Origin of the sequence: Arthrobacter sp. StoSoilB20 (genome assembly GCF_019977295.1) — a bacterium.
In the GTDB taxonomy this organism is placed as follows: Bacteria; Actinomycetota; Actinomycetes; order Actinomycetales; family Micrococcaceae; genus Arthrobacter; species Arthrobacter nicotinovorans_A.
In genome coordinates this window covers 3,520,448-3,545,990 of the sequence record NZ_AP024651.1, presented here as the reverse complement: position 1 = coordinate 3,545,990, position 25,543 = coordinate 3,520,448, and the positions used below count along the sequence as shown (strand labels likewise).

Below are 25,543 nucleotides of genomic sequence, written 5' to 3'. Positions count from 1 at the left end.
CTATTCCTTGGACCCCCTCCCTGGCATAGGCTCTGATCAGCTAAAACCCATGCCCAGACACCGAAAGAGGTTGCACACCGTGGTTCAAACCTTGCAGAACTTCATCAACGGCGAATTCGTTACGCCGGCAGGTACGGGTCTTCTGGACATCGTGAACCCCACCAATGGGGAAATCGTTGCCAAGTCGCCCATTTCGGTGCAGGCCGACGTCGATGCTGCAATGACCGCAGCAGCTGAGGCCTTCAAGACGTGGAAGCACGCCACCCCCGGACAGCGCCAGCTCATGCTGCTCAAGCTCGCCGACGCCGTGGAAGCCAACAGCGACGAGCTCGTTGACGCCCAGCACCGCAACACCGGGCAGGTTCGCTCCCTGATCGCCTCCGAAGAAGTTGCCGCAGGCGCAGACCAGCTCCGCTTCTTTGCCGGTGCCGCACGCATCATGGAAGGCAAGTCCGCAGGCGAATACTTCGAGGGCCACACCTCCTACGTACGCCGTGAACCGATCGGCGTCGTAGCCCAGGTTGCCCCGTGGAACTACCCGTTCCTCATGGCCATCTGGAAGATCGGCCCCGCACTGGCTGCTGGCAACACCATCGTCCTGAAGCCCTCGGACACCACCCCGGAATCCACCTTGGTGCTGGCCCGCCTGGCCGGCGAGATCTTCCCGGCCGGTGTCCTGAACGTGGTCCTTGGCACCGGTGAGACCGGCGCCATGATGGTGGACCACAAGGTTCCCGGCCTGGTTTCCATCACCGGTTCCGTCCGCGCCGGCATCGCCGTTGCAAGCGGCGCAGCCAAGGGACTCAAGCGTGCACACCTGGAACTTGGCGGCAAGGCTCCGGCCATCGTCTTCAAGGACGCCGACATCAAGAAGAGCGCCGCGGCCATCGCCGAGTTCGCATTCTTCAACGCCGGCCAGGACTGCACCGCCATCACCCGCGTGTTGGTGGAGGACTCCGTTCACGACGACGTCGTGGCAGCCATGGTGGAACACACCAAGACTCTGCACACCGGTTCGCAGAACGACGAAGAGAATTACTTCGGCCCGCTCAACAACGTGAACCACTTCAACGCCGTCACCTCGGTAGTGGAGCACCTTCCGGCCAACTGCAAGATCGAAACCGGTGGCCACCGCGCAGGGGAGAAGGGCTTCTTCTTCGAGCCCACCATCATCTCCGGCGCCAAGCAGACCGATGACATCGTGCAGAAGGAAACCTTCGGCCCGGTCATCACCGTCCAGAAGTTCAGCACCGAAGCAGAAGCGCTCGAGCTCGCCAACGACGTCGAATACGCCTTGGCGTCCAGCGTCTGGACCACCGACCACGGAACGGCAATGCGCATGAGCCGTGACCTGGACTTCGGTGCGGTCTGGATCAACACACACATCCTCCTGACGGCAGAGATGCCCCACGGCGGCTTCAAGCAGTCCGGCTACGGCAAGGACCTCTCCATGTACGGCGTGGAGGACTACACGCGCATCAAGCACGTGATGTCTGCACTAGATGCATAACGCAGTTGCGTAGCGCGTCCGCCCCACCCGTACGAATTTCCCAGAAAGGCAACCACCCCATGACCACCACCGCGAACGAACTCTCGTACCGCATCGAGCAGAAGCGCAACATCAACGGCGCTTTCCCCGGCCCCAAGTCGCAGGCACTTGCCGAGCGTCGCTCCGCCGTCGTTGCTGCCGGCGTCGCCTCCGGCGTCCCCGTCTACGTTGAAGACGCCGACGGCGGCATCATCCGCGACGTCGACGGCAACTCCTTCATCGACCTCGGCTCCGGCATCGCCGTGACCAGCGTCGGCGCGTCCGACCCCGCCGTCGTCGCTGCCGTCCAGGAAGCTGCCGCGCACTTCACGCACACCTGCTTCATGGTCACCCCGTACGAGGGCTACGTTGCAGTTGCCGAGCAGCTCAACCGCCTCACCCCGGGCGACCACGCCAAGCGCACCGTGCTGTTCAACTCCGGCGCTGAAGCCGTGGAGAACGCCGTCAAGGTTGCCCGCCTGGCCACCGGCCGCGACGCCGTCGTAGCTTTTGACCACGCCTACCACGGCCGCACCAACCTGACCATGGCGCTGACTGCCAAGGCCATGCCGTACAAGACCAACTTCGGCCCGTTCGCGCCCGAGGTCTACCGCATGCCCATGAGCTACCCGTTCCGTGAAGAGAACCCGGAGATCACCGGTGCCGAGGCCGCCAAGCGCGCCATCACCATGATCGAAAAGCAGATCGGTGGCGACCAGGTTGCCGCCATCATCATCGAACCCATCCAGGGTGAAGGTGGCTTCATCGTCCCGGCCGAAGGCTTCCTCCCGGCATTGTCCGAGTGGGCCAAGGAAAAGGGCATCGTCTTCATCGCAGACGAGGTCCAGTCCGGTTTCTGCCGCACCGGCGAATGGTTCGCCGTTGACCACGAAGGCGTTGTCCCGGACATCATCACCATGGCCAAGGGCATCGCCGGCGGCCTCCCGCTGTCCGCCATCACCGGCCGTGCAGACCTGCTCGACGCCGTTCACCCCGGCGGCCTCGGCGGCACCTACGGTGGCAACCCGGTTGCCTGCGCCGCAGCACTTGCAGCGATCGACACCATGGAGCAGCACGACCTCAACGGCCGCGCCCGCCACATCGAAGAGCTCGCACTGGGCAAGCTCCGCGAACTGGCTGGGGAAGTTTCCGTAGTTGGCGACATCCGCGGCCGTGGCGCCATGCTGGCAATCGAGCTGGTCCAGCCCGGTTCCAAGGAGCCGAACGCCGAGCTCACCAAGGCCGTTGCCGCCGCCTGCCTCAAGGAAGGCGTCATCATCCTGACCTGTGGCACCTACGGCAACGTCATCCGCCTGCTCCCGCCGCTGGTCATCAGCGACGAACTGCTGATCGACGGCCTCGAGGTCCTCGCAGCAGCCATCAAGGCGCACGCGTAAGCTTCACCGCTTCGCACACAAGGAGGGCCGGGTTCATTCGTGAACCCGGCCCTCCTTTGTTTAACTCTCGCCGCCGTGTTCGCGGGAGACCGTCGAGATCGCTGGAAGTTTCCGGCGGTCCTCGCAGTGTTCCCGCGAACTCGGCGAACCAACCGCAGGACGCACGACGGCGGATCGCGCCTAGGTGCCCAGCGTCAGGTTCTTCTGGTGGCCGTGTCCGTCCAACTGGACCTCGATGACGAGCGGAGTGGTGCTGACCAAAGTCACTCCGGCATCGGAATCCGCCAGCTTGCTCCACGCCCCATCCACGGTGATCCGCACAGAGGACTGGGTCCGGGACGGATCAGCCACGGAGAGCCCGAGCTTGTCCCCGGTCATCTGTGCCGCCACGGTGCATGGCCCGGACACCGAGTAGCCGCCACCGGAACCTGCAGTGAAGAAGTTGGCCATGACCAGTTGATCCTTGGCTACCTCCACCATTTGGACCTCCGCGGAGTTGGCCAGGACTTTCACCCCGGGATTCGCGGACTGGGAGAAATTGTCAGAGTGGCTGGCAGCGGGAAGCACCATGTAGGCGTAGCCGGACCCCACGGGATCTTTGCCATGACGATTCGTGATGGTCACATAGTCCCGGGTCACGGGATCTTTGGTGCCGCCGGTGTCCGCCCCTGAATTGATGTCGAACCACGAGCCCGTCCGACGGATCACGGCCACTTCAGTGCTGCCGGAAACCCCTGGCGCTTCCAGGAACACGTAGCCGCCATGGCCTTCTACATGCACGGACCGCTTCACAGCCACGGCGGCGTCTCCGGCCGCCATGGTCCTGTTCCGGGAATCGGTGCGCAGCGCAGGAACGGCACCGGCCGCGAAGGACCTGTTTTCCACCGTGGTCTGCACGGCCGAACCCCCGGTACCGGTAATACCCGCACCGAGGCAGACCACTGCGTCGTCCAGGAAGAACCACGATTTCCGGCCGGACAGGGTCTTGTTGTGGTTGAGGTGGTCCATGCCGACGACGCCCCAGCGGCCATCCACGGTCAGCCCGCCGGCAAATGCTTGGAAAGCGCGGGGAATTCCGGTGCCCGCACCCCCGGCTCCGCTGACCCTCGCCTGGTCATTGACGGTGGTTCCGGGAAGTGAGTACGGATCCACAGTCGGCCAGAAGTCTGCGCTGAACTGGGACGGATCCTGCCGTGTGTAGAGGAATGTCATCCCGTCGCCCTGATACCAACCAAGGTTGTTCTCGCTGTTGCCCCATTCGAAGCGGCCTATGCGCTTGGAGGAAAGGTTCACAGTGCAGCCCCACTGGGGGCGGTGATGGACCAGCCTGTCCTGGTCAGCGAACATACGGCTGTAGACGGGCGCCGGTGCCGCAGTTACGGCAGCGTCGGACAGGACGCCCAGGGACAACAGGGACTTTGCCAGGCTCTGGGTTGGATGCCCCACGAGTTTCTGGTCCGCGCAGCGTTCCAGCCAGCCCTTGGCCAAGGCCAGGAACCGCGACTTGTAGGGTTCCTCGCAGCCCGGGGCCAGCAGCAGGACTGCTGAGATGAGCCCAAAGCCGCTGACGTAGTCGGGCTCGCGCTGCCTGGAGACAGCACGGCCGCGGATGGTGTCCATGATCCGTCCGTCCCACACGAACGGGGCATAGGTATCCTCCACGGCGTTGAGGAGCACGGACTGCTTGGGGTCGTTGACTGCCCAGGTACTGCCGCCCAACATGGCGATGATCTCAGCGATTCCGGCCAGGGCCACCACTCCGTAGGTTCCCGCGTAGGGCAGGTAGGAGTGCTGGACGTAGGAGCCGTCAGCATAGAAGCCGTCGCCGCTGGTTACGTACGTGAAGACGCTGTTGACCCCGCCACGGACGGTGTCGCTCAAGGCATCCCTGCCCAGCGCTATTTCACTATCCTTGTTGTCCAGGATGCCCCGCATGCAGCAGGCCAGCGATTTGTCCACGCGGTTGGCGCCGGTCTCTGCCAAGGATGTGGCACGTCCGCGCCAATTCGGGTTGGGCGCGAACCAACGGACGGCAGCCAACAATGACGTGCGGAGAGCTTCCGGAACTTCAGCGTAGAGGAGCGTCAGGATGTCCACGGTCTTCCGGGGCACGCCGATCTCCCAGAACCACCAGTTGCCGGCTGCCTTCACGGATGGCTTGTAGGCGGTGTCACTCAGGAGCTGCAAGCCCGCAACAATGTCAGCGGCCAGCTCCGGGCTGCCCGCATAAGGGTTCCCCGGAACGGCGTATCCAAGTGCCATGTCATAGAGGCGGTTGAAATGCAGGCCCATGTTGCCCGTGGCATCGGCCGACTGCCCAATGCCGGTCAGCGGTATGTCGCTCCACAGCGAGGTCCGGGCGGCCGACTTGTCCATGGACTCCCACCACTTCGCGGCGGTCTGGCCCATTCCTTCCAACTGCGCGGCGAGCTCGGGAATGTCTGCGGCGCTGCGGCCCCCGGTCAGCACCATCCGCCGTCGATCAATCAATTCCTGCAGTCCGGAAGCGGCAAATGATGGCACGGCCTGGGAAAGCAGCGCACCCGCGACGGCGGCGGCCGCGGCGGTGCGGAAGAGGGTCCTGCGACTCACTGCTGGTCCATTGAAGTTCAAAACTGCTCCGTTCAAAACTGTTGCCCCGGGTTCCCCGCCCACCCTTCGCACCCAGCGCGAGCTGCGCGAACCGGGCGAGCTGCAATGGCGGCGGGGGCGTCGGGTGGCCAGGGCGGGATGGGTGGACGTGGTTGGGAAAAGTTTCCGCAACCTTATGTCCGGTTCCCTGCCCTCTCAACAGAAATGAACAGAACTGCACAACACGTACTGGACTAAAACAACGCGGGGTCACTTATGGCCCCTTAAGCGCCGTCGAAGGGGCCATAAGTGACCCCGCGTTGCAGAACTACCCGGCAGCAGCCAGCCGGGCCTGCTTCTTCAGCACGGAGTTCTTCCGCGTAGTCCGCAGCATGTCGATGGTGAGCAACACCAAGGCCAACCACACCACGCAGAAGCCGATCCAGCGGGCAGTGGTCATGGTCTCGTTGAACACGGTCAGGGCGACCACGAACTGAAGAACCGGCGCGAAATACTGCAGCAGGCCTATGGTGGTCATCGGCAGACGGCGGGCTGAAGCTCCAAAGAAGAGCAAAGGCACGGCCGTGATGACGCCCGAAGCCACCAGCAACCAGAGGTGCCCCGCTCCCTGGGTGGTCAGCGTGGCAACTCCAGTGGCGCCCAGCACCACCATGGTGATCGCGGCGAACGGAGCCAGTACAACGGTCTCAACGCTCAGGCTCGTCAGGGCGTCAACCTTGGGGCCAACACGCTTCTTCACGAAACCGTACAAACCGAAACTGAAAGCCAGGATCAGGGCAATCCAAGGAAGCTGACCGTAAGAGAACGTCAGGACCCCCACGGCGACGAAGCCGATGCCCACCGCTGCCCACTGCAAGGGGCGCAGCTTTTCCTTCAGGACAAAAACGCCCAGGAGGACAGAAACCAGGGGATTGATGAAGTAGCCCAGTGAAGTCTCAACGGCATGGCCGGTGGTGACCCCGAAAGTGTAGGTCAGCCAGTTGATGGCAATAAGGCCGGCTGCCAAGGCCAAGGGCCCGAAAACTGAACGGTCCTTCACGGCTGCGCCGAACACCCGCCAAGCCCGGGTAATCGTGATGAGCAGTGCACAGAAGATCAAGGACCAGACAACCCGGTTTGCCACGATTTCCACGGCGCTGGCCGGCATCAGGACATAGAAGTAGAGGGGGAGGAGCCCCCACAGGCCGTAGGCACCGATTCCGAAGAGGATTCCCGCTGTCGACTCGCTCCGCACGGGCTTGCCGGCACCGCGGGCGGGTTTGCCGCCGACCCCGGCAGTCGTCGTCGTGGGCTGGTTTGAAGAGGAAGAGCTGGCAGTTATCTGATCCGGAGTCGACACATTGTCGCCAACACCACGTGTGCCCGCAATATTCCGCAATCTTGGTGAATTTCCGTGACTCCTGCCATATAAGCGTCCGGGCGTAGGGTCGACATCTAGAATTGGAATCTGCGCGCCCCACCAACGGGCGTGGCTCACTGCTTCGGAAGGGCTAACGGTGTCCAACTCAGCCGCAACAACCCCCAATCGTCCGCTGCGCGTGGCGATCGTTGGTGCAGGACCAGCAGGCGTGTACGCCGCGGACATCCTGACCAAATCCAACGAGGTTAAGGACGGACATGTGGAGGTCAGCATTGATCTCTTCGAGGCCTATCCGGCACCGTACGGACTGATCCGCTACGGTGTGGCTCCGGACCACCCGCGGATCAAGGGGATCGTCAATGCGCTGCACAAGGTTTTGGACCGCGGCGATATCCGCTTCCTGGGCAACGTGACCTACGGCAGGGACCTCACCCTGCATGACTTCCGGGCTTTCTATGACGCCGTGATCTTCTCTACCGGTGCCATCAAGGACGCCGACCTGAATATCCCCGGTGTTGAACTTGAAGGATCCTTTGGCGGCGCGGACTTCGTCTCCTGGTATGACGGACACCCGGATGTTCCCCGCGACTGGCCGCTCGATGCCAAGGAAATCGCGGTGATCGGCAACGGCAACGTGGCTTTGGACGTGGCCCGAATGCTGGTCAAGCACCCGGAGGAATTGCTGGTCACGGAGATCCCGGACAACGTCTACGCAGGACTGAAGAAGTCGCCGGTGACAGACGTTCACGTCTTCGGCCGCCGCGGTCCGGCGCAGGTGAAGTTCACGCCGTTGGAACTGCGCGAACTGTCCCACTGCAAGGACGTGGACATCGTCCTTTACCCGGAAGATTTCGAGTTCGACGAAGCCTCGGACGAGGCCATCAGGACGAACAACCAGATCAAGACCATGGTCAACACCATGACGAACTGGCTGGTGGAGGAGCACGCCGAGTCCGAGCAGCCCTCCTCCCGTCGCCTGCACCTGCACTTCCTGCACAGTCCGGTGGAGATCCTGGATTCGCCGGAGACCCCGGGCAAGGTCTCGGGGATTAAGTTCGAGCGCATGCAACTGGACGGAACGGGCAACGTCAAGGGCACGGGGGAGTTCATCGAGTATCCGGTCCAGTCGGTGTACCGGGCCATCGGCTATCACGGTTCGCCGTTGGAGGAGCTTGAGTACGACGCCCGCCGCGGCGTCATTCCGAACGACGGCGGTCGCGTCCTGGGTGCCGACGGCGAGCCCGTGCCGGGAATCTACGCCACGGGCTGGATCAAGCGCGGACCGGTGGGGCTGATCGGCCATACCAAGGGCGATGCATTGGAGACCATCGGATTCCTCCTCGAAGACCGGCTCAACCTGCCCCCGGCGGAGAACCCGGATCCGCAGGCCATCATTGATCTCCTGGAAGAACGGGGGATCGAGTACACCACCTGGGAAGGCTGGAACAGGCTCGATGCCCATGAGGCCGCGCTGGGTGCTGCCTGGACTTCCGCCGAAGGATCGGCTGGAGAAGGCGGGGGTGTGGTCCGAGAGCGCATCAAGGTTGTTCCGCGCGAGGAAATGATCCGGATCTCCCGCGGCTGACAAGGCGTTTTTGTACAGCTGATGCCCTTATTCGGCTGCTTTAGGGGCTTCATCTGTACAAAAACTCCCTTCCCCGAACTAGACTTCTCGATACTGTCCCGCCCACCACATGTGCAGAGCACTGTCATAGCGGACTACCAGGGAGTTCGATGAGGAATCCAGTCCATCCGCCGGTTCCAGGCAGCGAGGCCGCGGAGTTGCTGCAGAAGCGTGCCCTCTCAGGCCATGAGCGCTTGGATTCCTTGCGTCTCGGAGTGCCCGAAGACATCGCCGGATTGCGGCGCCTGGTCCGTGAATCCTGGCAGAGGTCCGCGAGCCTGCAGGCCAACCCGGACGTCGCTGAAGCTCCGCTCGCCATGGACCGCGATGAGCTGGAGGAGTACCGCCGGCAGCACCCTTTGGCCACCATCATGCCCGTGATCAAGAAGCTCCTGGTTCAGCCCAGCCATGACAGTGGCCTGTTGGTGGCAGTGGGGGACGACGTAGGACGGCTCTTGTGGGTGGATGGCGATCCTGTGATGCAGCGCCGCGCTGAAAGCATGATGTTCGTGGCGGGCGCTGACTGGTCTGAAGCGTCCGTAGGCACCAGCGCTCCCGGGACCGCGCTGGCCCTTGACCGCAGCATCCAGATCTCGGGGGCGGAACATTTCAAGCGCTCTGTCCATCCTTGGAGCTGCACTGCTGTTCCCTTCCATGATCCCGATTCCGGGGCGGTCCTGGGCGTTGTGGACATCACCGGCACTGAAACGGCGGTGGCGGCGCACACCCTTTCCCTGGTGGAGGCGACCGTTGCGGCAGCCCAGGCCCAGCTGCGCATTGAACGTTTGACGCTGGCGGCCGCAGTCAAGGACAAACCCCGACGCCGGAGCGCGGCTGCCGCTTCCAGCCACACGCTGTACCGGAACAGCCTGCAGTTGTTGGGCCGAGACCAGGCCCTGCTCAGCATCGACGGCCGGACAGTGTCCTTGTCCGCCAGGCACAGCGAGATTCTGGCCATCCTGAGCAATCATCCCGCTGGACTTAGCGCGGATGACCTCTGCGCCCATTTGTATCCGGGCGACGGCTCGGCGGTCACCCTGAGGGCTGAGATGGTCCGCCTCCGGAAAGTCATCCAGGAACTCAGCCCGGGGGCGGTCCCCGAGTCGCGGCCTTACCGTTTGCCGGTCGATTTGCTGCCCGACTCCGGGCAGGTCCTCAGTTGCCTTCAGCGCGGCGCGCACCGCATTGCCTTGGAAATCTACAAGGGCGGGCTTTTGCCACGTTCGGAGGCGCCCGGCGTCGTGCAGTTGCGTGAGAGGGTCTCGCACTTGCTGCGCGAGGCGCTGCTCAGTGACGGCAGCGTGGATTCGCTCCTCAAGTACGCGGAGCTGCCGGAAGCGAAGTACGACGTCGACCTCCGCCTGGCCGTGTTGAAGTTGCTGCCGCCGCGCTCACCCAAGCGGGCCGCCGTCGTCGCTGATCTTGAACGCATCGACAGGGAAATGAAAGCGTGAGCTGACTCACATGGTTGCAACGTAGCTGCAACCTCCCCGCTCTTAGGCTCGGATCAATGGCGACAGCCACCGTGATTCGCAGCAAAGGAGCTAGCAATGACTGTTTACGCACAGCCGGGTGCCGAGGGTTCGAAGGTCACTTTCAAGGACCGGTACGAGAACTGGATTGGCGGCGAGTGGGTTGCCCCGGTCAAGGGCGCCTACTTTGAGAACATCACTCCGGTGACGGGCAAGGCTTTCTGCGAAGTTGCCCGGGGCACGTCCGAGGACATCGAACTGGCGCTGGATGCCGCCCACAAGGTTGCGCCTTCCTGGGGCAAAACCTCCGCCACCGAGCGCGCGGCCATCCTGAACAAGATTGCCGACCGCATTGACGAGAACGTGGAACTCCTCGCTGTGGCCGAAACCTGGGACAACGGCAAGCCCGTCCGCGAAACCCTCAATGCCGACATCCCGCTGGCAGCGGACCACTTCCGCTATTTCGCTTCCGCAGTCCGGGCTCAGGAAGGCCACCTCTCCCAGTTGGATGAGGACACCACCGCCTACCACTTCAAGGAGCCGCTGGGCGTGGTGGGCCAGATCATCCCGTGGAACTTCCCGATCCTCATGGCCGTCTGGAAGCTTGCACCGGCACTCGCGGCAGGCAACGCCGTAGTTCTCAAGCCGGCCGAGCAGACGCCCACGTCAATCCTGGTCCTCATGGAGCTCATCGGTGATCTCCTTCCCGCTGGTGTAGTGAACGTCGTCAATGGCTTCGGTGTAGAGGCGGGCAAGCCGTTGGCTTCCAGTTCCCGCATCCGCAAGATCGCTTTTACGGGTGAAACCACCACCGGGCGCCTCATCAGCCAGTACGCGTCAAACAACCTCATTCCGGTCACTCTGGAACTTGGCGGCAAGAGCCCCAACATCTTCTTCGACGACGTCGCGGACCAGAATGACGCTTTCTATGACAAGGCCCAGGAGGGCTTCACGCTCTTTGCCTTCAACCAGGGCGAAGTCTGCACCTGCCCGTCCCGAGCACTGGTCCAGGAAGGCATCTACGACTCCTTCATGACCGACGTTGTGGCCCGGACCAACAGCATCATCCAAGGCAACCCCCTCGATACCGAAACGCAGGTTGGCGCCCAGGCATCCAATGACCAGCTGGAGAAGATCCTCTCCTACATCGACATCGGAAAGCAGGAGGGCGCCAAGCTCCTTACCGGCGGTGCCCGGGCCGAGTTGTCCGGCGATCTGGCCGGCGGTTACTACGTCCAGCCCACCATTTTCGAAGGCCACAACCGGATGCGCATCTTCCAGGAGGAGATCTTCGGCCCGGTAGTGTCCGTCACCAAGTTCAGCGATTACAACGACGCCATCGGCATCGCCAATGACACCCTCTACGGCCTTGGTGCCGGAGTGTGGTCGCGCAACGGAAACGTCGCCTACCGTGCAGGCCGTGAAATCCAGGCCGGCCGCGTGTGGGTCAACAACTACCACGCCTACCCGGCAGGTGCCGCCTTCGGTGGCTACAAGTCCTCAGGTATTGGCCGTGAGAACCACGCCATGATGCTGGACCACTACCAGCAGACCAAGAACCTCCTGGTCAGCTACAACGAGAACAAGCTCGGCTTCTTCTAAAAGTTTTTGTACAGCAGATGCCCTTCTGGAGTGGTTTTAGGGGCATCAGCTGTACAAAAAGTCCCATCATTCGTCCCGATCAAAGGAGATCGTCAATGACCAGCACCATGCAAGCAGCAGTAGTTACCGAATTCGGAACCGACCTGACGGTCAAGGAAGTGGAACGCCCGACGCCGGGTCCCGGCCAAGCGCTGGTCCGCCTCATCACCTCCGGGGTATGTCATACAGACCTCCATGCCGCCGAAGGGGACTGGCCCGTCAAGCCAACGCCGCCGTTCATCCCGGGCCATGAAGGAGTGGGCGAAGTGGTGGCGCTGGGGGAGGGTGTCACCGACGTTGCCGTTGGCGACATCGTGGGCAATGCCTGGCTTTGGTCTGCCTGCGGGGACTGCCAGTATTGCCGGACAGGGTGGGAAACCCTGTGTGAGTCGCAGCAAAACGGCGGCTACAGCGTGGATGGCTCGTTCGGCGAGTACATGTTGGTGGATACCCGCTTCGCGGCGCGCATCCCGGAAGGTTCGGATCCGGTGGAGGTGGCGCCGGTCCTGTGTGCCGGCGTCACGGTCTACAAGGGCCTGAAGATGACAGAAGCCAGGCCGGGCCAGTGGGTCACCATCTCCGGTATTGGCGGATTGGGGCACATTGCGGTGCAGTATGCCGTGGCAATGGGCTTCCGCGTCGCTGCGGTGGATATTGCCGATGACAAGCTGGCACTGGCCCGCGAGCACGGCGCCGAACTGACGGTCAACGCCCTGCATGAGGACCCGGCGGAGGTCATCCAGCGTGAAACGGGCGGTTGCCACGGTGTCTTGGTGACCGCAGTCCACCCTTCGGCTTTCGGCCAAGCTATCGGGATGGCACGTCGCGGCGGAACGATTGTGTTCAACGGTCTCCCGCCGGGAGATTTCCCGGCGCCGATCTTCGAAATCGTCCTCAAGGGACTCACTGTCCGTGGCTCAATCGTGGGAACCCGGCAGGACCTCGAGGAAGCGCTTGACTTCTATGCCCAGGGAAAGATCAAGCCAACGGTCTCAACCAGGGAACTCTCCGAGGTCAACGCGATCTTCGATGAGATGAAGCATGCCAAGATCGACGGCCGTGTGGTGCTGAAGTTCTGATGCACAACATCAGCTTGGAAGCCGCGGTGACGCTGCCCGGGGAGACTTTCTCCCGGGTGGCGCTCACCGCGGTGTCCGTGGAATTGCTGGGCAAGCTCTGGGAACAACACGGACCGCTTATGTTCCACCAGTCCGGTGGCTGTTGCGACGGATCGGCCCCCATGTGCTACCCGGCGGGGGAGTTCCTGACCGGCGATGCCGATGTCCTCCTGGGCCGCTTCGACATCGGAACCGGAGAAGAGCCGCGGCCGCTCGAGTTCTGGATGTCCAAGGAGCAATTCAATTACTGGTCCCACACACATCTGACCGTGGATGTTGTCACTGGCCGTGGCAGCGGATTCTCCGTTGAATCACCCGAGGGTAAACGGTTCCTGATCCGTTCCACCCTCATGGACTGGGACGTTCCCAGCCTTTGAGCAGGTGTGACGGGGGCAACGCGTCCCCGTCACATCAGCCCCAGCAGTCACGGGCTCCGTGGGTTCGTCTCACTATCTGGGATAAATATGGTCGTCCATTGGTCGGACACTATTCTTGATGAGTCCTATACCACTCCCATCCAGAATGTGGCATTTTTATGAACATTTTCAGGACCAAGTCGATCGAGCAGTCGATCGCCGATGCCGACGAACCCGGTCGTAAGCTCAAGCGCAGCCTGAGCACCTGGGACCTCATGATCATGGGCGTCGCCGTTGCTGTCGGCGCCGGGATCTTCTCGGTTGGCGCCAAGGCCGCTGCAAACTTTGCCGGCCCCGCCGTCACCATTTCTTTCGCCATCGCCGCTGTCACCTGCGCTTTGGCCATCATGTGCTACGCCGAGTTCGCCACCGCGATCCCCGTGGCCGGTTCCGCCTACGTTTTCACGTACGCCACCATGGGCGAAGTCCTTGCGTGGATCATTGGCTGGAACCTCATCCTTGAGCTCTTTACCGCAGCAGCGGTGATCGCCAAGTACTGGGGCATCTACCTCAGTACGGTGTTTGGGCTGATGGGCGTGGATATGCCGCCCTCGATCCAGGTAGCCGGGATTGACCTCTACTGGGGCGCCTTCCTCATTGTTGCGATCTTCACCGTTTTGCTGGTGCTGGGGACAAAGTTGTCCGCACGCGTTGGCAACGTCTTTACGTTGATCAAGATCGCCGTAGTGCTGTTCGTGATCGTTGTTGGCTTCAGCTATGTGAAATTCTCCAACTACACCCCCTTCGTTCCGGCTTCGCAGCCTACCGACGCCGGTGCTGCCGACGTCATGAAGCAGTCCTTCTTCGGCTTCCTGACCGGCGCTGCTCCGGCCCAGTACGGCACCCTCGGCGTCTTCGCCGGCGCAGCCTTGGTGTTCTTCGCCTTCATCGGCTTCGACGTGGTGGCAACCTCAGCAGAAGAGGTCAAAAACCCGCAGAAGACCCTGCCGCGCGGTATCTTCGGTGGCCTTGCGGTGGTTACGCTGCTGTACATCCTGGTCTCCCTCGCGTTGACGGGCATGGTTTCCTACACGCAGCTGGCCGAGGTAAAGAACCCAACCCTGACCACAGCCTTCGAGGCCGTGGGCAACACGGATGCTGCCAAGGTCATCGCGTTCGGTTCCCTGGTGGGCCTGACTACGGTGATCATGGTGCTGCTCATGGGCCTGTCCCGTGTGGTCCTGGCCATGAGCCGCGACGGTCTCCTGCCGCGTTCACTGTCCAAGACCAGCGAAAAGCGCTCCACACCGGCCCGCTTGCAGATCATCTGTGGTGCAGCCGTGGCCCTCGTGGCAGGCGTCACCAAGGTGGACCTGCTCGAGGAAATGATCAACATTGGAACACTGTCCGCATTCGTGATGGTCAGCCTGGGCATCCTCGTGCTGCGCAAGAAACGCCCGGACCTCAAGCCCGCCTTCCGGGTCCCGTTCGGCAAGGTCCTGCCCTGGGTATCGGCAGTCCTCTGCTTCTACCTCATGACCAACCTGGCCGTGGAAACCTGGATCTTCTTCGCGATCTGGCTGGTCATCGGTATGGTCATCTACTTCGCCTACGGCCAGCGTCACTCGCGGCTCAACGAGAAGTTTGCCGCCGCCAAGGCCTCGGTGAGCGGGGCTCCCGCAAGCCCCGAGCGCAAGGGTGACGAGGACGAGGACAGCTACACCAAGGTCTAGTCCAATCCCCGCAGCTTGTCAGACAGCTGCGATTGCGCAGCTTCACAAAGCGCCCGGAAACCATGGGTTTCCGGGCGCTTTGGCGTTACGGCGCCGCATGCTCGCTTACCCAATCAACCAGTGGCCTCAGCACTTCCCATCGGGCAGCGATCTCATCCTTGGCTGCGGGAGTGGCCAACCAACCAGGTTCACCCACCTCAACGCCCGCTGACAGGGACTTGTGCTTGAGCAGTTCCCCGCGGGGATGGTCCTTGTCGAAACCCCGCGGAACTGTCTTGAGTTTCTCGCCCTCGATGGCGAAGCCGGCTGCTGCCAGCGCATCGATGATCTCCTGCAGTTCCAGTCCGCTGTCAGGAGCATCCACTGCGGCCCGGAACCGCGCCAGTTGGGCCGGGGTGTGGGAGTGGTAGCCGCCACCGATCAACAGTCCGTCGGCACTGATCTGAAGGTAATAACCGACGCCTTCCTGGCCTGCAGCGAAGGCCCCTTGGGCAGTCTTGTACGGTGACTTGTCCTGGGAGAACCGCACATCACGGTTGGGGCGAAAGATCTTAGCCGGGCCGAACTGCGGCTCCAACTCCGCAAGGAGGGCAGTCAGCGGCTCCTTCACTTCGGCGTCGTACGTTGTTTTATGCTCCAGCCACCACTCACGGTTGTTGTTCTCTTCAAGCTCGGCGTAAAAGCGGAATGCGGCAGTAGGGATTCCTTCGAATGTGCTCATAGAAGGATCCTAGGGACGCCACTGCCGGCCCAGCCATAGTCCATGGCAGCTATGTGGAAAAACAAAAAGATCACCCCGCCGCGGAGATCCGCAGCGGGGTGATCAGGTAAAGCAGTGGAGCAAAAGACGCTTAGAGCTTGTTGGCTGCTTCGGCGTCGGACTCGGTCTGGCCTGCACCGAGGTTGGCGCGGAGCTTGGCGCCGAGCTCGGAGTCAACGTTGGTCCAGTACTGGATGGCACGTTCCTTGATGTCGGCGTTCTTCACGCCGCCAACGGCACCGGTGATGGTGTCCAGAAGGCGGGCCTTGGCGGCGTCATCGTAGACCTCGCGGTACAGGGTACCGGCCTGGCCGAAGTCGTCGTCCTCAGCGTGCAGGGTGTGGGCGGAGAGGGTGAGCTCGCCGTCGTTCTCCCAGCCACCGGCCGGCGAAGTGGGCTCAACAGCAGCCGGGCCACCTACAGAGTTCGGTGCGTAGACCGGGGTGGAGGGGGAGTTGAACAGGAAACGGCCCTGGCCATCCTGGCTGTAGTTGTTGACCTGGTTCTTGGGCTGGTTCACCGGGATCTGGGCGTGGTTGGTGCCCACGCGGTAACGGTGTGCATCGGCGTAGGAGAAGATGCGGGCCTGCAGCATCTTGTCCGGGGAAGCGGCAATGCCCGGTACGAAGTTCGACGGCGCGAAGGTGGCCTGCTCGATCTGCGCGAAGTAGTTCTCCGGGTTCTTGTTCAGCTCCATGGTGCCCACGTGGATCAGCGGGTAGTCAGAGTGCGGCCACACCTTGGTGAGGTCGAACGGGTTGAAGCGGTACGTCTTGGCGTCCTCGTAAGGCATGACCTGGACGTGCAGTTCCCAGGAGGGGAAGTTGCCGTCGGCAATGTTCTCCTGGAGGTCGCGGATGTAGAAGTCGGCGTCCGAGCCGGCAAGCTGCTCAGCCTGGTCGCCGGTGATGGTCTTGACGCCCTGGTTGGACTTGAAGTGGTACTTGACCCAGAAACGCTCGCCGGCGGCGTTGATCCACTGGTACGTGTGCGAGCCGTAGCCCTGCATTTCACGCCAGGAAGCCGGGAGGCCGCGGTCGCCCATGAGCCAGGTGACCTGGTGGGCAGACTCGGGGGAGAGGGTCCAGAAATCCCACTGCATGTCAGCGTCACGCAGGTGGCTGCCCGGGAGTCGCTTCTGGGAGTGGATGAAGTCCGGGAACTTGATGCCGTCGCGGATGAAGAAGACGGGGGTGTTGTTGCCAACGAGGTCGTAGTTGCCCTCGGAGGTGTAGAACTTCACGGCGAAACCGCGGGGGTCGCGCCAGGTATCGGGAGAACCGTTCTCGCCTGCAACGGAGGAGAAACGGATCAGCATGTCCGTCTCAACGCCCGGCTGCAGGAAGGCTGCCTTGGTGTAGGCCGAAACGTCCGAAGTGGTCTTGAACGTACCGAATGCGCCGCCACCCTTGGCGTGCACTACACGCTCCGGGACCCGCTCGCGGTTGAACTGTGCGAGCTTTTCCACCAGGTAGTGGTCGGTGAGGATGATGGCACCGTCAGCGCCGACGGACTTCGAGTGCGCGTCGGAGGTTACGGGGGCACCTGACTGGGTTGTTGAAATGGCAGTCATTGTTCTCCTTTTTCTTATTTCTCAGTTACGGAAGTTACGGGAAGCTGTTGTTTGGACTGGCAGTCCTGGCAGATGCCCTGGTACAGGACATCGGCGATCTGTATGGTCATGGGCTTGGAATTCTCATCCCAGTGCGGGGTGAGGCACGGTGCGTGTCCCACGGCGCAATCCACGTCCTCCACCTTGCCGCAGCTGATGCACACGGCGTGATGGTGGTTATCGCCCACCCGGGTTTCATAGAGCGCCGGGGAGTGCGGAGGTTCGAAGCGGCGCAGCATCTCCAGGTCCGTGAGGTCGCTGAGCACTACGTAAACGGACTGCGCCGTCAGTTCAGGAAGCTCTTTGCGGGCAGCGGCAAGAATGCCTTCTGCCGGAGAATGCGGATGGTGCTGGACTGCGGCGAGCACTGCCAGCCGCTGTTTGGTCACACGCCGGCCGTGGGCATGCAGGGCTGCTGCCCATTCTGCTTGCTCGGCGGTGTGATCTGTCATGCATTCATTGAAACACTTATTTTGAGGAGTTCACAATAAGGCAAGGCTAACTTCCGGTGAACTCATGAAATCTTCCAAGGGATTCTCCACTTCGGCAGCAGATCTTCCCAGCGCATGGATCCTCAGCGGGCTCCCGGAATTCCCGCCTTCCAACGCCACGCAACTGAACCCGATGGCACCCCCGGACCGGGGAAGTGCGGCCAGGGCGGCACCGATGGCCAACAACTCGGCCGTCATGACCTCGCTGATCTCATGCACCGCCCTGACAGGTTCCAGCACAGTGTGGCGTGGTCCTGCATCCACGGCCCGTACCAGCCCGGTAAGGGGCCCAGCATCAGCAACGGACCCGGCGTCAGCAACGGGCCCGACGGCGGCACCCGCCTCTGCGCCTGGGCCCAGCGCAGTTTCGGGCCGGGCCAGCCGCAAGGCCTCGCGCAAGGCCGCGTCGGTGGCCTCCATGTCGTGGTCCGCTTCGCCGGTCCGGCGGTGGGCCGGAAGCGACAACTGGTATCCCGGCGTCGTGGTTTCTCCGTCCCACCGGCCAAACAGGTGGAAGGTGGGCGTCGATGATTCCGCCACCGGCTCCCCGATTGCTGAACCCAAGGGATGCCACTGGTGGGCAAACATGATGGCGCATCGTGTGGCACCCAGGACGTCGGCCAAGGCGGCGCGGACCAAGCGGTGGCAGAAAAGCCAGTCGGCGGCTGAGGGATGGGCAAATTCGGTTGACGGGTCGGAGAGCCTGATCAGCACGTGCCCGGCGGTGAGGGGGTGGCGAGGCCTGGCAATCTCCCAAAAGGCCGAACGGTACAGCAATTGTCTCGACGTGAGCATGTCAACTCCTTCCCCCGGGTGAGCCTACCAAGCGGAGCACCGCAGGTGGGAGGAAAGCGTTGGGCGGTCCCGTTGCTCGTTAAGGTAGGACGGTGGCGAAACTACTGGCAGACATCACCCCGCTCAAGGAAAGCCCGGCGTTCCGGCGCCTGTGGCTCGGGGCATCGGTGGCGGCCATCGGAACCCAGCTGACTCTGGTGGCGGTCAGCCTGGAGGTGTACCGGCTGACCCAGGAGAGCTTCTATGTGGGCCTTCTGGGGATCTTCGCGCTGGTCCCGCTGGTGATTGCAGGGCTCTATGGCGGTTCTGTTTCCGATGCCTATGACCGTCGCAAAGTAGCCATCATCGCCTCCCTGGTCCTATGGGCAACCACCGCCGGGTTGGCCCTGCAGGCATGGCTGGAGATCGGCAATATCTGGGTCCTCTACGCTTTGGTGGCCATCCAAAGTGGAGCCCAGGGCATCAATGGCCCCGCCCGCAGCGCCATCATTCCGCTGTTGGTCCGTAAGGACCTTCTTCCCGCAGCCAATGCACTGAGCATGTTGACGTTCGGCCTGTCCATGACCGCCGGACCACTCCTGGCCGGTGTTCTGGTGGCCACCATCGGGTTCGGCTGGACCTACACGATCGATGTCATCAGCTTCACTTTCGCCCTCTGGGGGCTGTTCAGGCTCCCGCCCTTGCCGCCGTCGAAGGATGCCGTGCGGCCGGGGTTGCGGTCCGTGGTGGAGGGCTTCCGCTTCCTGGGCACCCGCCCCAACGTACGCATGACCTTCATCATCGACCTCATCGCCATGATCTGCGCACAACCCCGGGCTTTGATGCCGGCCATCGGGGCGGTCATGATCGGCGGAGGCGAAACCACAGTTGGCGTGCTCCTCGCGTCCACGGCCGTCGGGGCTTTTCTTGCCGGGCTGTTCTCCGGACCACTGGGACGGGTGCGGAAACAGGGCAGTGCGGTGGTGTGGTCCGTCGTAGGTTGGGGCGCCTCCATTGCAGGTTTTGGACTGGTGGTCCTGCTGGCCGGGGATGCAGGCCGCGACGGCGTGACGCCGTGGCTGGTACCGGCGGCCTTCTGCTGTGCCCTCGCCGGTATTTCCGACTCCATCAGCGCAGTCTTCCGCACCACCATCCTGCAGTCCGCTACACCGGACCACATGCGGGGGCGGCTCCAGGGTGTGTTCATCGTGGTGGTGGCAGGAGGACCCCGGGTGGGGGATATGCTGGCCGGCGGCGTCACCCAGTTCCTCAGCGAGGGTGGTGTCCTGCTCATCGGCGGAATCCTCTGCATTGTCCTGGCGTGGCTGGCTTCGCGGATTCAACCCGGGTTCGTTGCCTACGATGCAAGGCACCCGGTGCCATAGTTCTGCCGGCCACCCCGCCACCGTAGGCTGGGAGCGGAACACGACGACCGGCGTCGGCGTTAATCCGTGCAAGACCCTGCAAGAGCCGACGAAAGAGGCAAGAGCAACCGTGCATAAACACAACAATGGACTCAAGACCGCGGCACTCTTCGGTGTGCTGTGGGCGGTGTTGTTGGGTTTGGGCGCCATCATCGCAGCAGGGACGCGCAGCACTGCGCCGATCTGGATCATGGCGTTGATTGGTGTGGGCACCACCGCCTACGGGTACTGGAACAGCGACAAGATCGCCATCCGCTCCATGGCCGCCTACCCGGTCTCAGAGGCCCAGGCTCCGCAGCTGTATCAGATCGTCCGGGAGCTTTCCGTACGGGCCAACAAGCCCATGCCGCGGATCTACCTTTCGCCCACCATGACCCCCAACGCCTTTGCCACCGGCCGCAATCCCAAAAACGCCGCCGTGTGCTGCACCGAAGGGATCCTGCACCTGCTCGATGCCCGGGAGCTCAGGGGAGTTCTCGGCCATGAACTGATGCACGTTTACAACCGCGACATCCTGACCTCGTCGGTGGCTGCCGCGGTAGCCGGAGTCATTACGTCCGTGGGCCAAATGCTGCTGATCTTTGGAAGCGGCGACAGGCGCAACGCCAACCCCCTGGCCACCATCGCCATGGCACTGCTGGCACCGTTCGCGGCGTCGCTGATCCAGATGGCCATCTCCCGCACACGCGAGTTCGACGCCGATGAGGACGGCGCCGAGCTCACCGGCGACCCGCTGGCACTCGCCTCAGCCCTGCGCAAGATTGAATCCGGCGTCACCCAGTTGCCGCTCCCGCAAGACCAAAAGCTCGTCAACGCCTCGCATTTGATGATCGCCAACCCGTTCCGTGGCGGTGGCATGCGGCGCATGTTCTCCACGCACCCGCCCATGAAGGAACGGATCAGCAGGCTGGAGCGGATGGCCGGCCGCCCGCTCTTGTAAGAGGCCTAGGCGAACAGCCCTTCGCCAATGAAGCCGCCCTGCTGCACGCCAGGAGGCACCGCGAAGAGTCCCGAGCCAGTGTGCTTCAGGTACTCCACGGACAGTGTGTCGCCCTTGGCCAGGGCCAGCTGCATGGGGACATAGTGGGTCCGGGGGTCCTTGACGAACGCGATGAAGAACAATCCGGCGTCCAAGTGGCCCAAACCGTCCGAACCGTCCGTGAAGTTGTAGCCGCGCCGCAGCATCCTGACCCCCGCGTTCTGGTCCGGGTGGGCCAGGCGCATATGCGAGTCCATGGGGATCAGGGGCTCGTCGCCGCGTCCCTTGAGGCCGAAGTCGGGAGCGGTGAACTCGTCCCCGCCGGAAAGCGGTGCCCCTGCGCCTTTGGTCCGGCCGATCAGGCCTTCCTGCTCCCGCAGTGAAGTCCGGTCCCAGATTTCGATATGCATCTGGATCCTGCGGGCCACCAGGTAGCTGCCACCGGTCATCCATTGCTCGCCTGCGGGGCCGGCACCCACCCACACGTGCTCGTCAAGAAGTGCGTTGTCTTCGACCTTGAGGTTGTTGGTCCCATCCTTGAAACCGAACAGGTTCCGGGGCGTTACCTGTGCCCGTGAGGTGGAGGATGTGCGTCCAAATCCCAGCTGCGACCAACGGACCCGCACCTTGCCGAAGCCGATCCTGGCAAGGTTGCGGATGGCGTGGACGGCAACTTGGGGATCGTCCGCGCAGGCCTGGATGACGATGTCGCCGCCTGTCCGGCCCGGCTGGAGATCATCGCCGGGGAAATGCGGGAGATCAATCAAGGCCTCCGGACGGCGGCCGTCCAATCCGAACCGCGCCTTCCCATCCTTCTCGAACAGTCCTGCACCGAAACCGAACGTCAGCGTCAGCTTGGCTGCAGCCAGGTCCAACGCCTCGCCGGTGTCCTCCGGTGGAGCATCGTAAGGACCGTCCACGGCACCTGTCTTACCCGTGGGGCTGCCGCTGGACATGGCCTCGGCCGCGGCCGTCCAGTCCTTGAGGAGCTTGATGAGCTCCTTGCGGTCCTCCGTGGTGACATCAAAGGCAGCCATGTGCAGACGGTCCTGGGCGGGGGTGGTGATGCCTGCCTGGTGATCGCCGAAGAACGGAACCACGGCCTCCCCGGCATTGGTTTCCGCAACGGCCGGTCCTGCCGTCACAACGTCATGCCCGAGGAACCCGGCGGCCAGTCCAGCTACAGCCCCGGCACCGCCTACACCCGCCAGGGAGAGGAGGCCCCGGCGCGACATACGGGAACTGCCCGCAGCAGCGTCGGCCGGCTTGCCGCCGTCGGACGCTCCTTCAGCGGTGACGACGGCGGCAGGCGCGCCGGAACGCTCGACGCCGGTGGCCTCACCAGGGCGTTCAGTATCGGGACGCTCTTCGGTGTGCCCGAAGGGGCAGCCACTCATAGCACCACGGCTGCGGTGAGCTTGGAGAGGGGCTCACCCAGCGAATCAACCAAGGCCGCAAGCTGCTGCACCTGTTCCTGGCTCAGCTCGTTGTAGTACACGAAGCCCTCGCCCTTGGCGTGCTTCTTTAGCTCGGTTTGCAGGGCCGTGAATTTCTCGTCCAGGGACTTGGCCAGTTCAGCGTCTTTCTGCTCCAGCGCCGGCTTCAGGTTCTCGAAGGCGATGCGGGCGCCGTCAACGTTGGCCTGGAAGTCCCAGAGATCGGTGTGGGACCAGATCTCCTCTTCGCCGGTGACCTTGCCGGTGGCAACTTCATCCAGGAGTTCCTTGGCGCCGTTGCCCAGCTTGTCTGCGGTCAGTTCAACCGTGCGGGTGCGGGTCACGAGATCCTCGGTGTCGGTGACCAGCTGAGTGGAAATGGCCGTGCGCTCAGCCGGGGTCATGGCCGTGTACTCAGCGGGCGGGAAGAGGTCCTTCTCTGCGCGGTGCCAGCCGGTCCATTCCTGGCCCGGCTCAAGGTCTGCCTCGCGGGCGTCCAGCTTGGGGTCCAGGTCTCCAAAGGACTCAGCTACGGGTTCGATCCGCTCCCAGTGCATGCGGGTGGAGGCGTAAAGGTCCCGGGCTTTGGCTGCATCGCCGGCAGCGAATGCCTCAGCGAAGGCCTTGGTGCCCACGATCAGCTGCTCTGACTGGTCCTTGACGTACGCGGCGTACTGCTGGGTCCCGTTGTCCAGGAGTTTCTGGAAGTCAGCATCGACGCTGGGCTTGCTGCCGGATTCGGTGACCTCGAAGGACGCGCGGATGCCTTCGCCCTGCATCCCGGGCTTGCACGCGGTGTTGTACTTGCCGGCCGGAGCGGTGACCACCAGGTTGCGGGTGATGCCGGGGCCGATGTTCTCCACTTCGCCCAGGATCCGCAGGCCGTCCTCGGCCAGCAGGTAGAACTCGGTGACTTCGGTGCCCTCGTTCTTCACGGCAAAGGTGAGGTTTCCGCTGGGGGCGGTCCCGGTGGAGACCTTGCACTCGTTGGCCGTGCTGCTGACCTGGATGGGGCCATCCGCGGCTGCTGCCGTCTTGGTGTTGTCGGTGCAGCCTGAAAGGGCCAGCGGCACTGCAGCGGCCGCGCCGATCACGGCAAGAGTCCGGCGAAGTCTGGGTGATCCGAGCATGGGTGGGTCCTTTAGTTGAACGTAGCGCGTGGGGGAAGTTGCCAGGAAAGCTGGGGTGCCGTTGCGGCTGCTGTGCTGTTTAGGCTGCGGCGACGGCGGTTGCGCCGTTACGGCTGTGCGGCGACGGCCGGGGCCGCGGTGATGCCGGCGACCTTGGGCCGGGGCGTTCGGTTTGCCCGGACATAGAGGAAGAGCACCGGGACGACATAAAGCACCCAGGCCGCCGCTTCCAGCCACGTGGTGGCGGGGGAGAAGTTCAGTGTGCCCTTGAGCAAGGTGCCATACCAGGACGACGGCGGTATGGCTGCGGAAACGTCGAAGGCCAGGTTGTTCAGGCCGGGCAGGATTCCCGCCTCCTGGAGATCGTGGATGCCGTAGGCCAGGACGCCGCCGGCGATGATGATCAAGCCCACGCCCGTCCATGTGAAGAAGCGGCCCAGGTTTACCTTCAAAACGCCTCGATGCAGGAGGTAGCCCAAACCAGCGGCCGTGATCAGGCCAAGTAGCGCGCCCAGTAGGGGCATGCTGGTTTCACCGGTGGCCTGGGCTGCAGCCCAGATGAAGAGCGCTGTTTCCAGGCCTTCCCGGCCTACGGCCAGTGCCGCAACAATCACAAGTCCCCAGGCGGCGCCGTCGGCTGCCTTATCCACTTGGGACCGGAGTTCGCCGCCGAGGCTGCGTGCTGTGCGGGCCATCCAAAAGACCATCCAGGTGACCAGCGCGACAGCCACGATGGAAAGACCGCCACCGATCGCTTCCTGGGCCTCGAAGGTGAGACCGCGGGGGCCGAAGGTCAGCAGAGCACCAAACCCCAGCGAAATGGCGACGGCAAGGCCGACGCCCATCCATACCCGGGGGATCAGGTGCCGCCTGCCGGTCTTGATGAGGTAGGCCATCAGGAGGACCACTATCAGTGATGCCTCGAGGCCTTCGCGCAGGCCGATCAGGTAATTGGCGGTCATGGAGATTTTCTTTCGCTAAGGGGAGCCGTACTTAGGCTCGCCTAAGGAAAAAGGATACTGTGGCTTGGCTATTACGCAAACTAATCGTGTCCTAATGCGCTGGCTCATTACGACAGTCGGTGTAGTTTAGGGCAGCAAAAAGCCGGGATGCCGGCCCTGACAAGGGCCCGTATCCCGGCTTTGCGGATGACGCCCCTTAGCTGCGGAAGTTCACGAACTGAAGGTCGGCCTCTTCGAACTTCTTCAGGATGTTCATGGTCTCCTGGAGGTCATCGCGGGACTTGGAGGTGACGCGGAGTTCGTCGCCCTGGATCTGGGACTTGACGGACTTGGGGGCTTCATCGCGGATGATCTTGTTGATCTTCTTCGCGATGTCCTGGGCGATGCCCTCCTTGATGGTGCACTCAAGGCGGAATTCCTTGCCGGAGGGGAAAGGCTCGCCCTGGTCCAGTGACTTCAGGGAGATGCCACGCTTGATCAGCTTCGACTGGAAGACATCCAGGACAGCAAGGACGCGGTCCTCGGAGTTGGCCTTCATGAGGATCTTTTCGCCGCTGAAGTCGATCTCTGCACCGACACCCTTGAAGTCGTATCGCTGCGCGATTTCCTTCTGGGACTGGTTCAGCGCGTTGGCGACCTCTTGCTTGTCTACCTTGCTGACGACGTCGAATGTGGATTCGCCTGCCATGACTCTCCTTAGGTTGGGGGCCCTGTGAGGGCGGGTTGGTCTGGCATCCAGCCTAGTACGGAAGCCGCCACTTGCGACGGTGGAGGACTTTCACAGTTCGCTCACAGCGCATGCAGGGTTGGAACCGAGGTGCCGGGTTGAGAGTTGTACCTGTTGGAAGAACGCGTCGTCGGAGGATCAGCATGAGCAGCAAGGCCGTCCAGTCCATCAGCAAGTCCGCATCTGCAGCAGCGGGCTCCATCGGTACGGCCGCTGTTGCCGCCGCGAGTGCTGTTGCCGCAGCGGCTGTTGCTGCCTCGATCGTACTGAGCCCCGTGCCCGATGCCAGTGCACGCATGGACGGGGTGCACGCGGACCTGCTGCGGGCTGTTCAACTCAACCAGATCACTGCCGAGCAAGCCGAGAAGTTCGAAGCGAAACTCGCCGGCCGGATCCTCGGGGAAGCCTGAAATACCGCGAAATACCG

21 protein-coding genes are annotated in these 25,543 nt (G+C 63.0%); 11 read left to right on the top strand and 10 right to left on the bottom strand.

Translation table 11 applies throughout. From position 1 onward, the window contains the following. The first annotated feature begins 79 nt into the window (after window positions 1-79). Together LDN85_RS16125 and gabT are read left to right on the top strand one after the other, a co-directional pair. A complete protein-coding gene (locus tag LDN85_RS16125) occupies window positions 80-1,510 on the top strand; it encodes an aminobutyraldehyde dehydrogenase (RefSeq protein ID WP_026539699.1) in 1,431 nt (476 codons plus the stop codon). 59 nt (window positions 1,511-1,569) lie between these two features. Beyond that, window positions 1,570-2,925, top strand: a complete 1,356-nt coding sequence (gene gabT, locus LDN85_RS16120; RefSeq protein WP_026539700.1) for a 4-aminobutyrate--2-oxoglutarate transaminase — start codon at window positions 1,570-1,572, stop codon at window positions 2,923-2,925. Between the two features lie 180 nt (window positions 2,926-3,105). On the opposite strand, the gene LDN85_RS16115 is transcribed toward gabT, so the two are convergent. Both LDN85_RS16115 and rarD read right to left on the bottom strand, forming a co-directional pair. Beyond that, window positions 3,106-5,517, bottom strand: a complete 2,412-nt coding sequence (locus tag LDN85_RS16115; RefSeq protein ID WP_223943511.1) for a polysaccharide lyase 8 family protein — start codon at window positions 5,515-5,517, stop codon at window positions 3,106-3,108. A gap of 307 nt (window positions 5,518-5,824) precedes the next feature. Next, window positions 5,825-6,895 carry an EamA family transporter RarD gene (rarD, locus tag LDN85_RS16110; protein WP_026539702.1) on the bottom strand — a complete coding sequence of 357 codons (1,071 nt, stop codon included), beginning with the start codon at window positions 6,893-6,895 and terminating at the stop codon, window positions 5,825-5,827. Between the two features lie 118 nt (window positions 6,896-7,013). Between rarD and LDN85_RS16105 the strand changes: the two genes are divergently transcribed. The 6 genes from LDN85_RS16105 (at window position 7,014) to LDN85_RS16080 (ending at window position 14,821) form a co-directional block, all read left to right on the top strand. Further along, window positions 7,014-8,462 carry an FAD-dependent oxidoreductase gene (locus LDN85_RS16105; RefSeq protein ID WP_026539703.1) on the top strand — a complete coding sequence of 483 codons (1,449 nt, stop codon included), beginning with the start codon at window positions 7,014-7,016 and terminating at the stop codon, window positions 8,460-8,462. Between the two features lie 149 nt (window positions 8,463-8,611). Beyond that, on the top strand, window positions 8,612-9,955 hold the full coding sequence (locus LDN85_RS16100) for a GAF domain-containing protein (RefSeq protein ID WP_223943510.1): 1,344 nt from the start codon (window positions 8,612-8,614) through the stop codon (window positions 9,953-9,955). Between the two features lie 96 nt (window positions 9,956-10,051). Further along, window positions 10,052-11,575 carry an aldehyde dehydrogenase family protein gene (locus tag LDN85_RS16095; RefSeq protein ID WP_026539705.1) on the top strand — a complete coding sequence of 508 codons (1,524 nt, stop codon included), beginning with the start codon at window positions 10,052-10,054 and terminating at the stop codon, window positions 11,573-11,575. Between the two features lie 95 nt (window positions 11,576-11,670). Then, window positions 11,671-12,693, top strand: a complete 1,023-nt coding sequence (gene adhP, locus LDN85_RS16090; RefSeq protein WP_026546362.1) for an alcohol dehydrogenase AdhP — start codon at window positions 11,671-11,673, stop codon at window positions 12,691-12,693. Then, window positions 12,693-13,109 carry a DUF779 domain-containing protein gene (locus LDN85_RS16085; RefSeq protein ID WP_026539707.1) on the top strand — a complete coding sequence of 139 codons (417 nt, stop codon included), beginning with the start codon at window positions 12,693-12,695 and terminating at the stop codon, window positions 13,107-13,109. Before adhP ends, LDN85_RS16085 begins: the two co-directional genes overlap by 1 nt. Window positions 13,110-13,267: 158 nt before the next feature. Further along, the gene (locus LDN85_RS16080) at window positions 13,268-14,821 is read left to right on the top strand and encodes an amino acid permease (protein ID WP_223943509.1); all 1,554 of its coding nucleotides are present in this window, start codon (window positions 13,268-13,270) and stop codon (window positions 14,819-14,821) included. An 85-nt stretch (window positions 14,822-14,906) separates the two neighbouring features. On the opposite strand, the gene LDN85_RS16075 is transcribed toward LDN85_RS16080, so the two are convergent. From LDN85_RS16075 to LDN85_RS16060, 4 genes are all read right to left on the bottom strand, one after another. Then, window positions 14,907-15,542 carry a DUF2461 domain-containing protein gene (locus LDN85_RS16075; RefSeq protein ID WP_223943508.1) on the bottom strand — a complete coding sequence of 212 codons (636 nt, stop codon included), beginning with the start codon at window positions 15,540-15,542 and terminating at the stop codon, window positions 14,907-14,909. A gap of 130 nt (window positions 15,543-15,672) precedes the next feature. Further along, window positions 15,673-17,154, bottom strand: a complete 1,482-nt coding sequence (locus tag LDN85_RS16070) for a catalase (protein WP_026539710.1) — start codon at window positions 17,152-17,154, stop codon at window positions 15,673-15,675. Between the two features lie 14 nt (window positions 17,155-17,168). Then, complete coding sequence (locus tag LDN85_RS16065) at window positions 17,169-17,645, bottom strand: Fur family transcriptional regulator (RefSeq protein ID WP_026539711.1); 477 nt, start codon at window positions 17,643-17,645, stop codon at window positions 17,169-17,171. 30 nt (window positions 17,646-17,675) lie between these two features. Beyond that, window positions 17,676-18,479 carry a hypothetical protein gene (locus LDN85_RS16060; protein ID WP_223943507.1) on the bottom strand — a complete coding sequence of 268 codons (804 nt, stop codon included), beginning with the start codon at window positions 18,477-18,479 and terminating at the stop codon, window positions 17,676-17,678. Between the two features lie 92 nt (window positions 18,480-18,571). On the opposite strand from LDN85_RS16060, the gene LDN85_RS16055 reads away from it, so the two are divergent. Further along, window positions 18,572-19,843: an MFS transporter gene (locus LDN85_RS16055; RefSeq protein ID WP_026539713.1), complete on the top strand. Its 1,272-nt coding sequence runs from the start codon at window positions 18,572-18,574 to the stop codon at window positions 19,841-19,843. A 109-nt stretch (window positions 19,844-19,952) separates the two neighbouring features. After that, on the top strand, window positions 19,953-20,822 hold the full coding sequence (gene htpX / locus LDN85_RS16050) for a zinc metalloprotease HtpX (RefSeq protein WP_026539714.1): 870 nt from the start codon (window positions 19,953-19,955) through the stop codon (window positions 20,820-20,822). A gap of 5 nt (window positions 20,823-20,827) precedes the next feature. Here htpX and efeB read toward each other — a convergent pair whose 3' ends face one another. The 4 genes from efeB to LDN85_RS16030 form a co-directional block, all read right to left on the bottom strand. Continuing rightward, complete coding sequence (gene efeB, locus LDN85_RS16045; RefSeq protein ID WP_026539715.1) at window positions 20,828-22,258, bottom strand: iron uptake transporter deferrochelatase/peroxidase subunit; 1,431 nt, start codon at window positions 22,256-22,258, stop codon at window positions 20,828-20,830. Continuing rightward, window positions 22,255-23,427, bottom strand: a complete 1,173-nt coding sequence (efeO, locus tag LDN85_RS16040; protein ID WP_026539716.1) for an iron uptake system protein EfeO — start codon at window positions 23,425-23,427, stop codon at window positions 22,255-22,257. The genes efeB and efeO overlap by 4 nt, the downstream gene beginning before the upstream one ends. 107 nt (window positions 23,428-23,534) lie before the next feature. Further along, window positions 23,535-24,389 carry an iron uptake transporter permease EfeU gene (gene efeU, locus LDN85_RS16035; RefSeq protein WP_026546354.1) on the bottom strand — a complete coding sequence of 285 codons (855 nt, stop codon included), beginning with the start codon at window positions 24,387-24,389 and terminating at the stop codon, window positions 23,535-23,537. A 196-nt stretch (window positions 24,390-24,585) separates the two neighbouring features. Next, complete coding sequence (locus tag LDN85_RS16030) at window positions 24,586-25,077, bottom strand: YajQ family cyclic di-GMP-binding protein (protein WP_017200185.1); 492 nt, start codon at window positions 25,075-25,077, stop codon at window positions 24,586-24,588. Between the two features lie 182 nt (window positions 25,078-25,259). Between LDN85_RS16030 and LDN85_RS16025 the strand changes: the two genes are divergently transcribed. Then, entirely contained in the window at window positions 25,260-25,526 is a 267-nt protein-coding gene (locus LDN85_RS16025) for a hypothetical protein (RefSeq protein ID WP_026539718.1), read from the top strand. Window positions 25,527-25,543: the final 17 nt, after the last annotated feature.

What these genes read in the sequence shown, in the direction of transcription:
- gabT (WP_026539700.1), top strand. Translation starts at nt 1,570, where the DNA reads ATGACCACCACCGCGAACGAACTCTCGTACCGCATCGAGCAGAAGCGC.
- LDN85_RS16100 (WP_223943510.1), top strand. Translation starts at nt 8,612, where the DNA reads ATGAGGAATCCAGTCCATCCGCCGGTTCCAGGCAGCGAGGCCGCGGAG.
- LDN85_RS16095 (WP_026539705.1), top strand. Translation starts at nt 10,052, where the DNA reads ATGACTGTTTACGCACAGCCGGGTGCCGAGGGTTCGAAGGTCACTTTC.
- adhP (WP_026546362.1), top strand. Translation starts at nt 11,671, where the DNA reads ATGACCAGCACCATGCAAGCAGCAGTAGTTACCGAATTCGGAACCGAC.
- LDN85_RS16085 (WP_026539707.1), top strand. Translation starts at nt 12,693, where the DNA reads ATGCACAACATCAGCTTGGAAGCCGCGGTGACGCTGCCCGGGGAGACT.
- LDN85_RS16080 (WP_223943509.1), top strand. Translation starts at nt 13,268, where the DNA reads ATGAACATTTTCAGGACCAAGTCGATCGAGCAGTCGATCGCCGATGCC.
- LDN85_RS16075 (WP_223943508.1), bottom strand. Translation starts at nt 15,542, where the DNA reads ATGAGCACATTCGAAGGAATCCCTACTGCCGCATTCCGCTTTTACGCC.
- LDN85_RS16070 (WP_026539710.1), bottom strand. Translation starts at nt 17,154, where the DNA reads ATGACTGCCATTTCAACAACCCAGTCAGGTGCCCCCGTAACCTCCGAC.
- LDN85_RS16065 (WP_026539711.1), bottom strand. Translation starts at nt 17,645, where the DNA reads ATGACAGATCACACCGCCGAGCAAGCAGAATGGGCAGCAGCCCTGCAT.
- LDN85_RS16060 (WP_223943507.1), bottom strand. Translation starts at nt 18,479, where the DNA reads ATGCTCACGTCGAGACAATTGCTGTACCGTTCGGCCTTTTGGGAGATT.
- efeB (WP_026539715.1), bottom strand. Translation starts at nt 22,258, where the DNA reads ATGAGTGGCTGCCCCTTCGGGCACACCGAAGAGCGTCCCGATACTGAA.
- efeO (WP_026539716.1), bottom strand. Translation starts at nt 23,427, where the DNA reads ATGCTCGGATCACCCAGACTTCGCCGGACTCTTGCCGTGATCGGCGCG.
- efeU (WP_026546354.1), bottom strand. Translation starts at nt 24,389, where the DNA reads ATGACCGCCAATTACCTGATCGGCCTGCGCGAAGGCCTCGAGGCATCA.
- LDN85_RS16030 (WP_017200185.1), bottom strand. Translation starts at nt 25,077, where the DNA reads ATGGCAGGCGAATCCACATTCGACGTCGTCAGCAAGGTAGACAAGCAA.
- LDN85_RS16025 (WP_026539718.1), top strand. Translation starts at nt 25,260, where the DNA reads ATGAGCAGCAAGGCCGTCCAGTCCATCAGCAAGTCCGCATCTGCAGCA.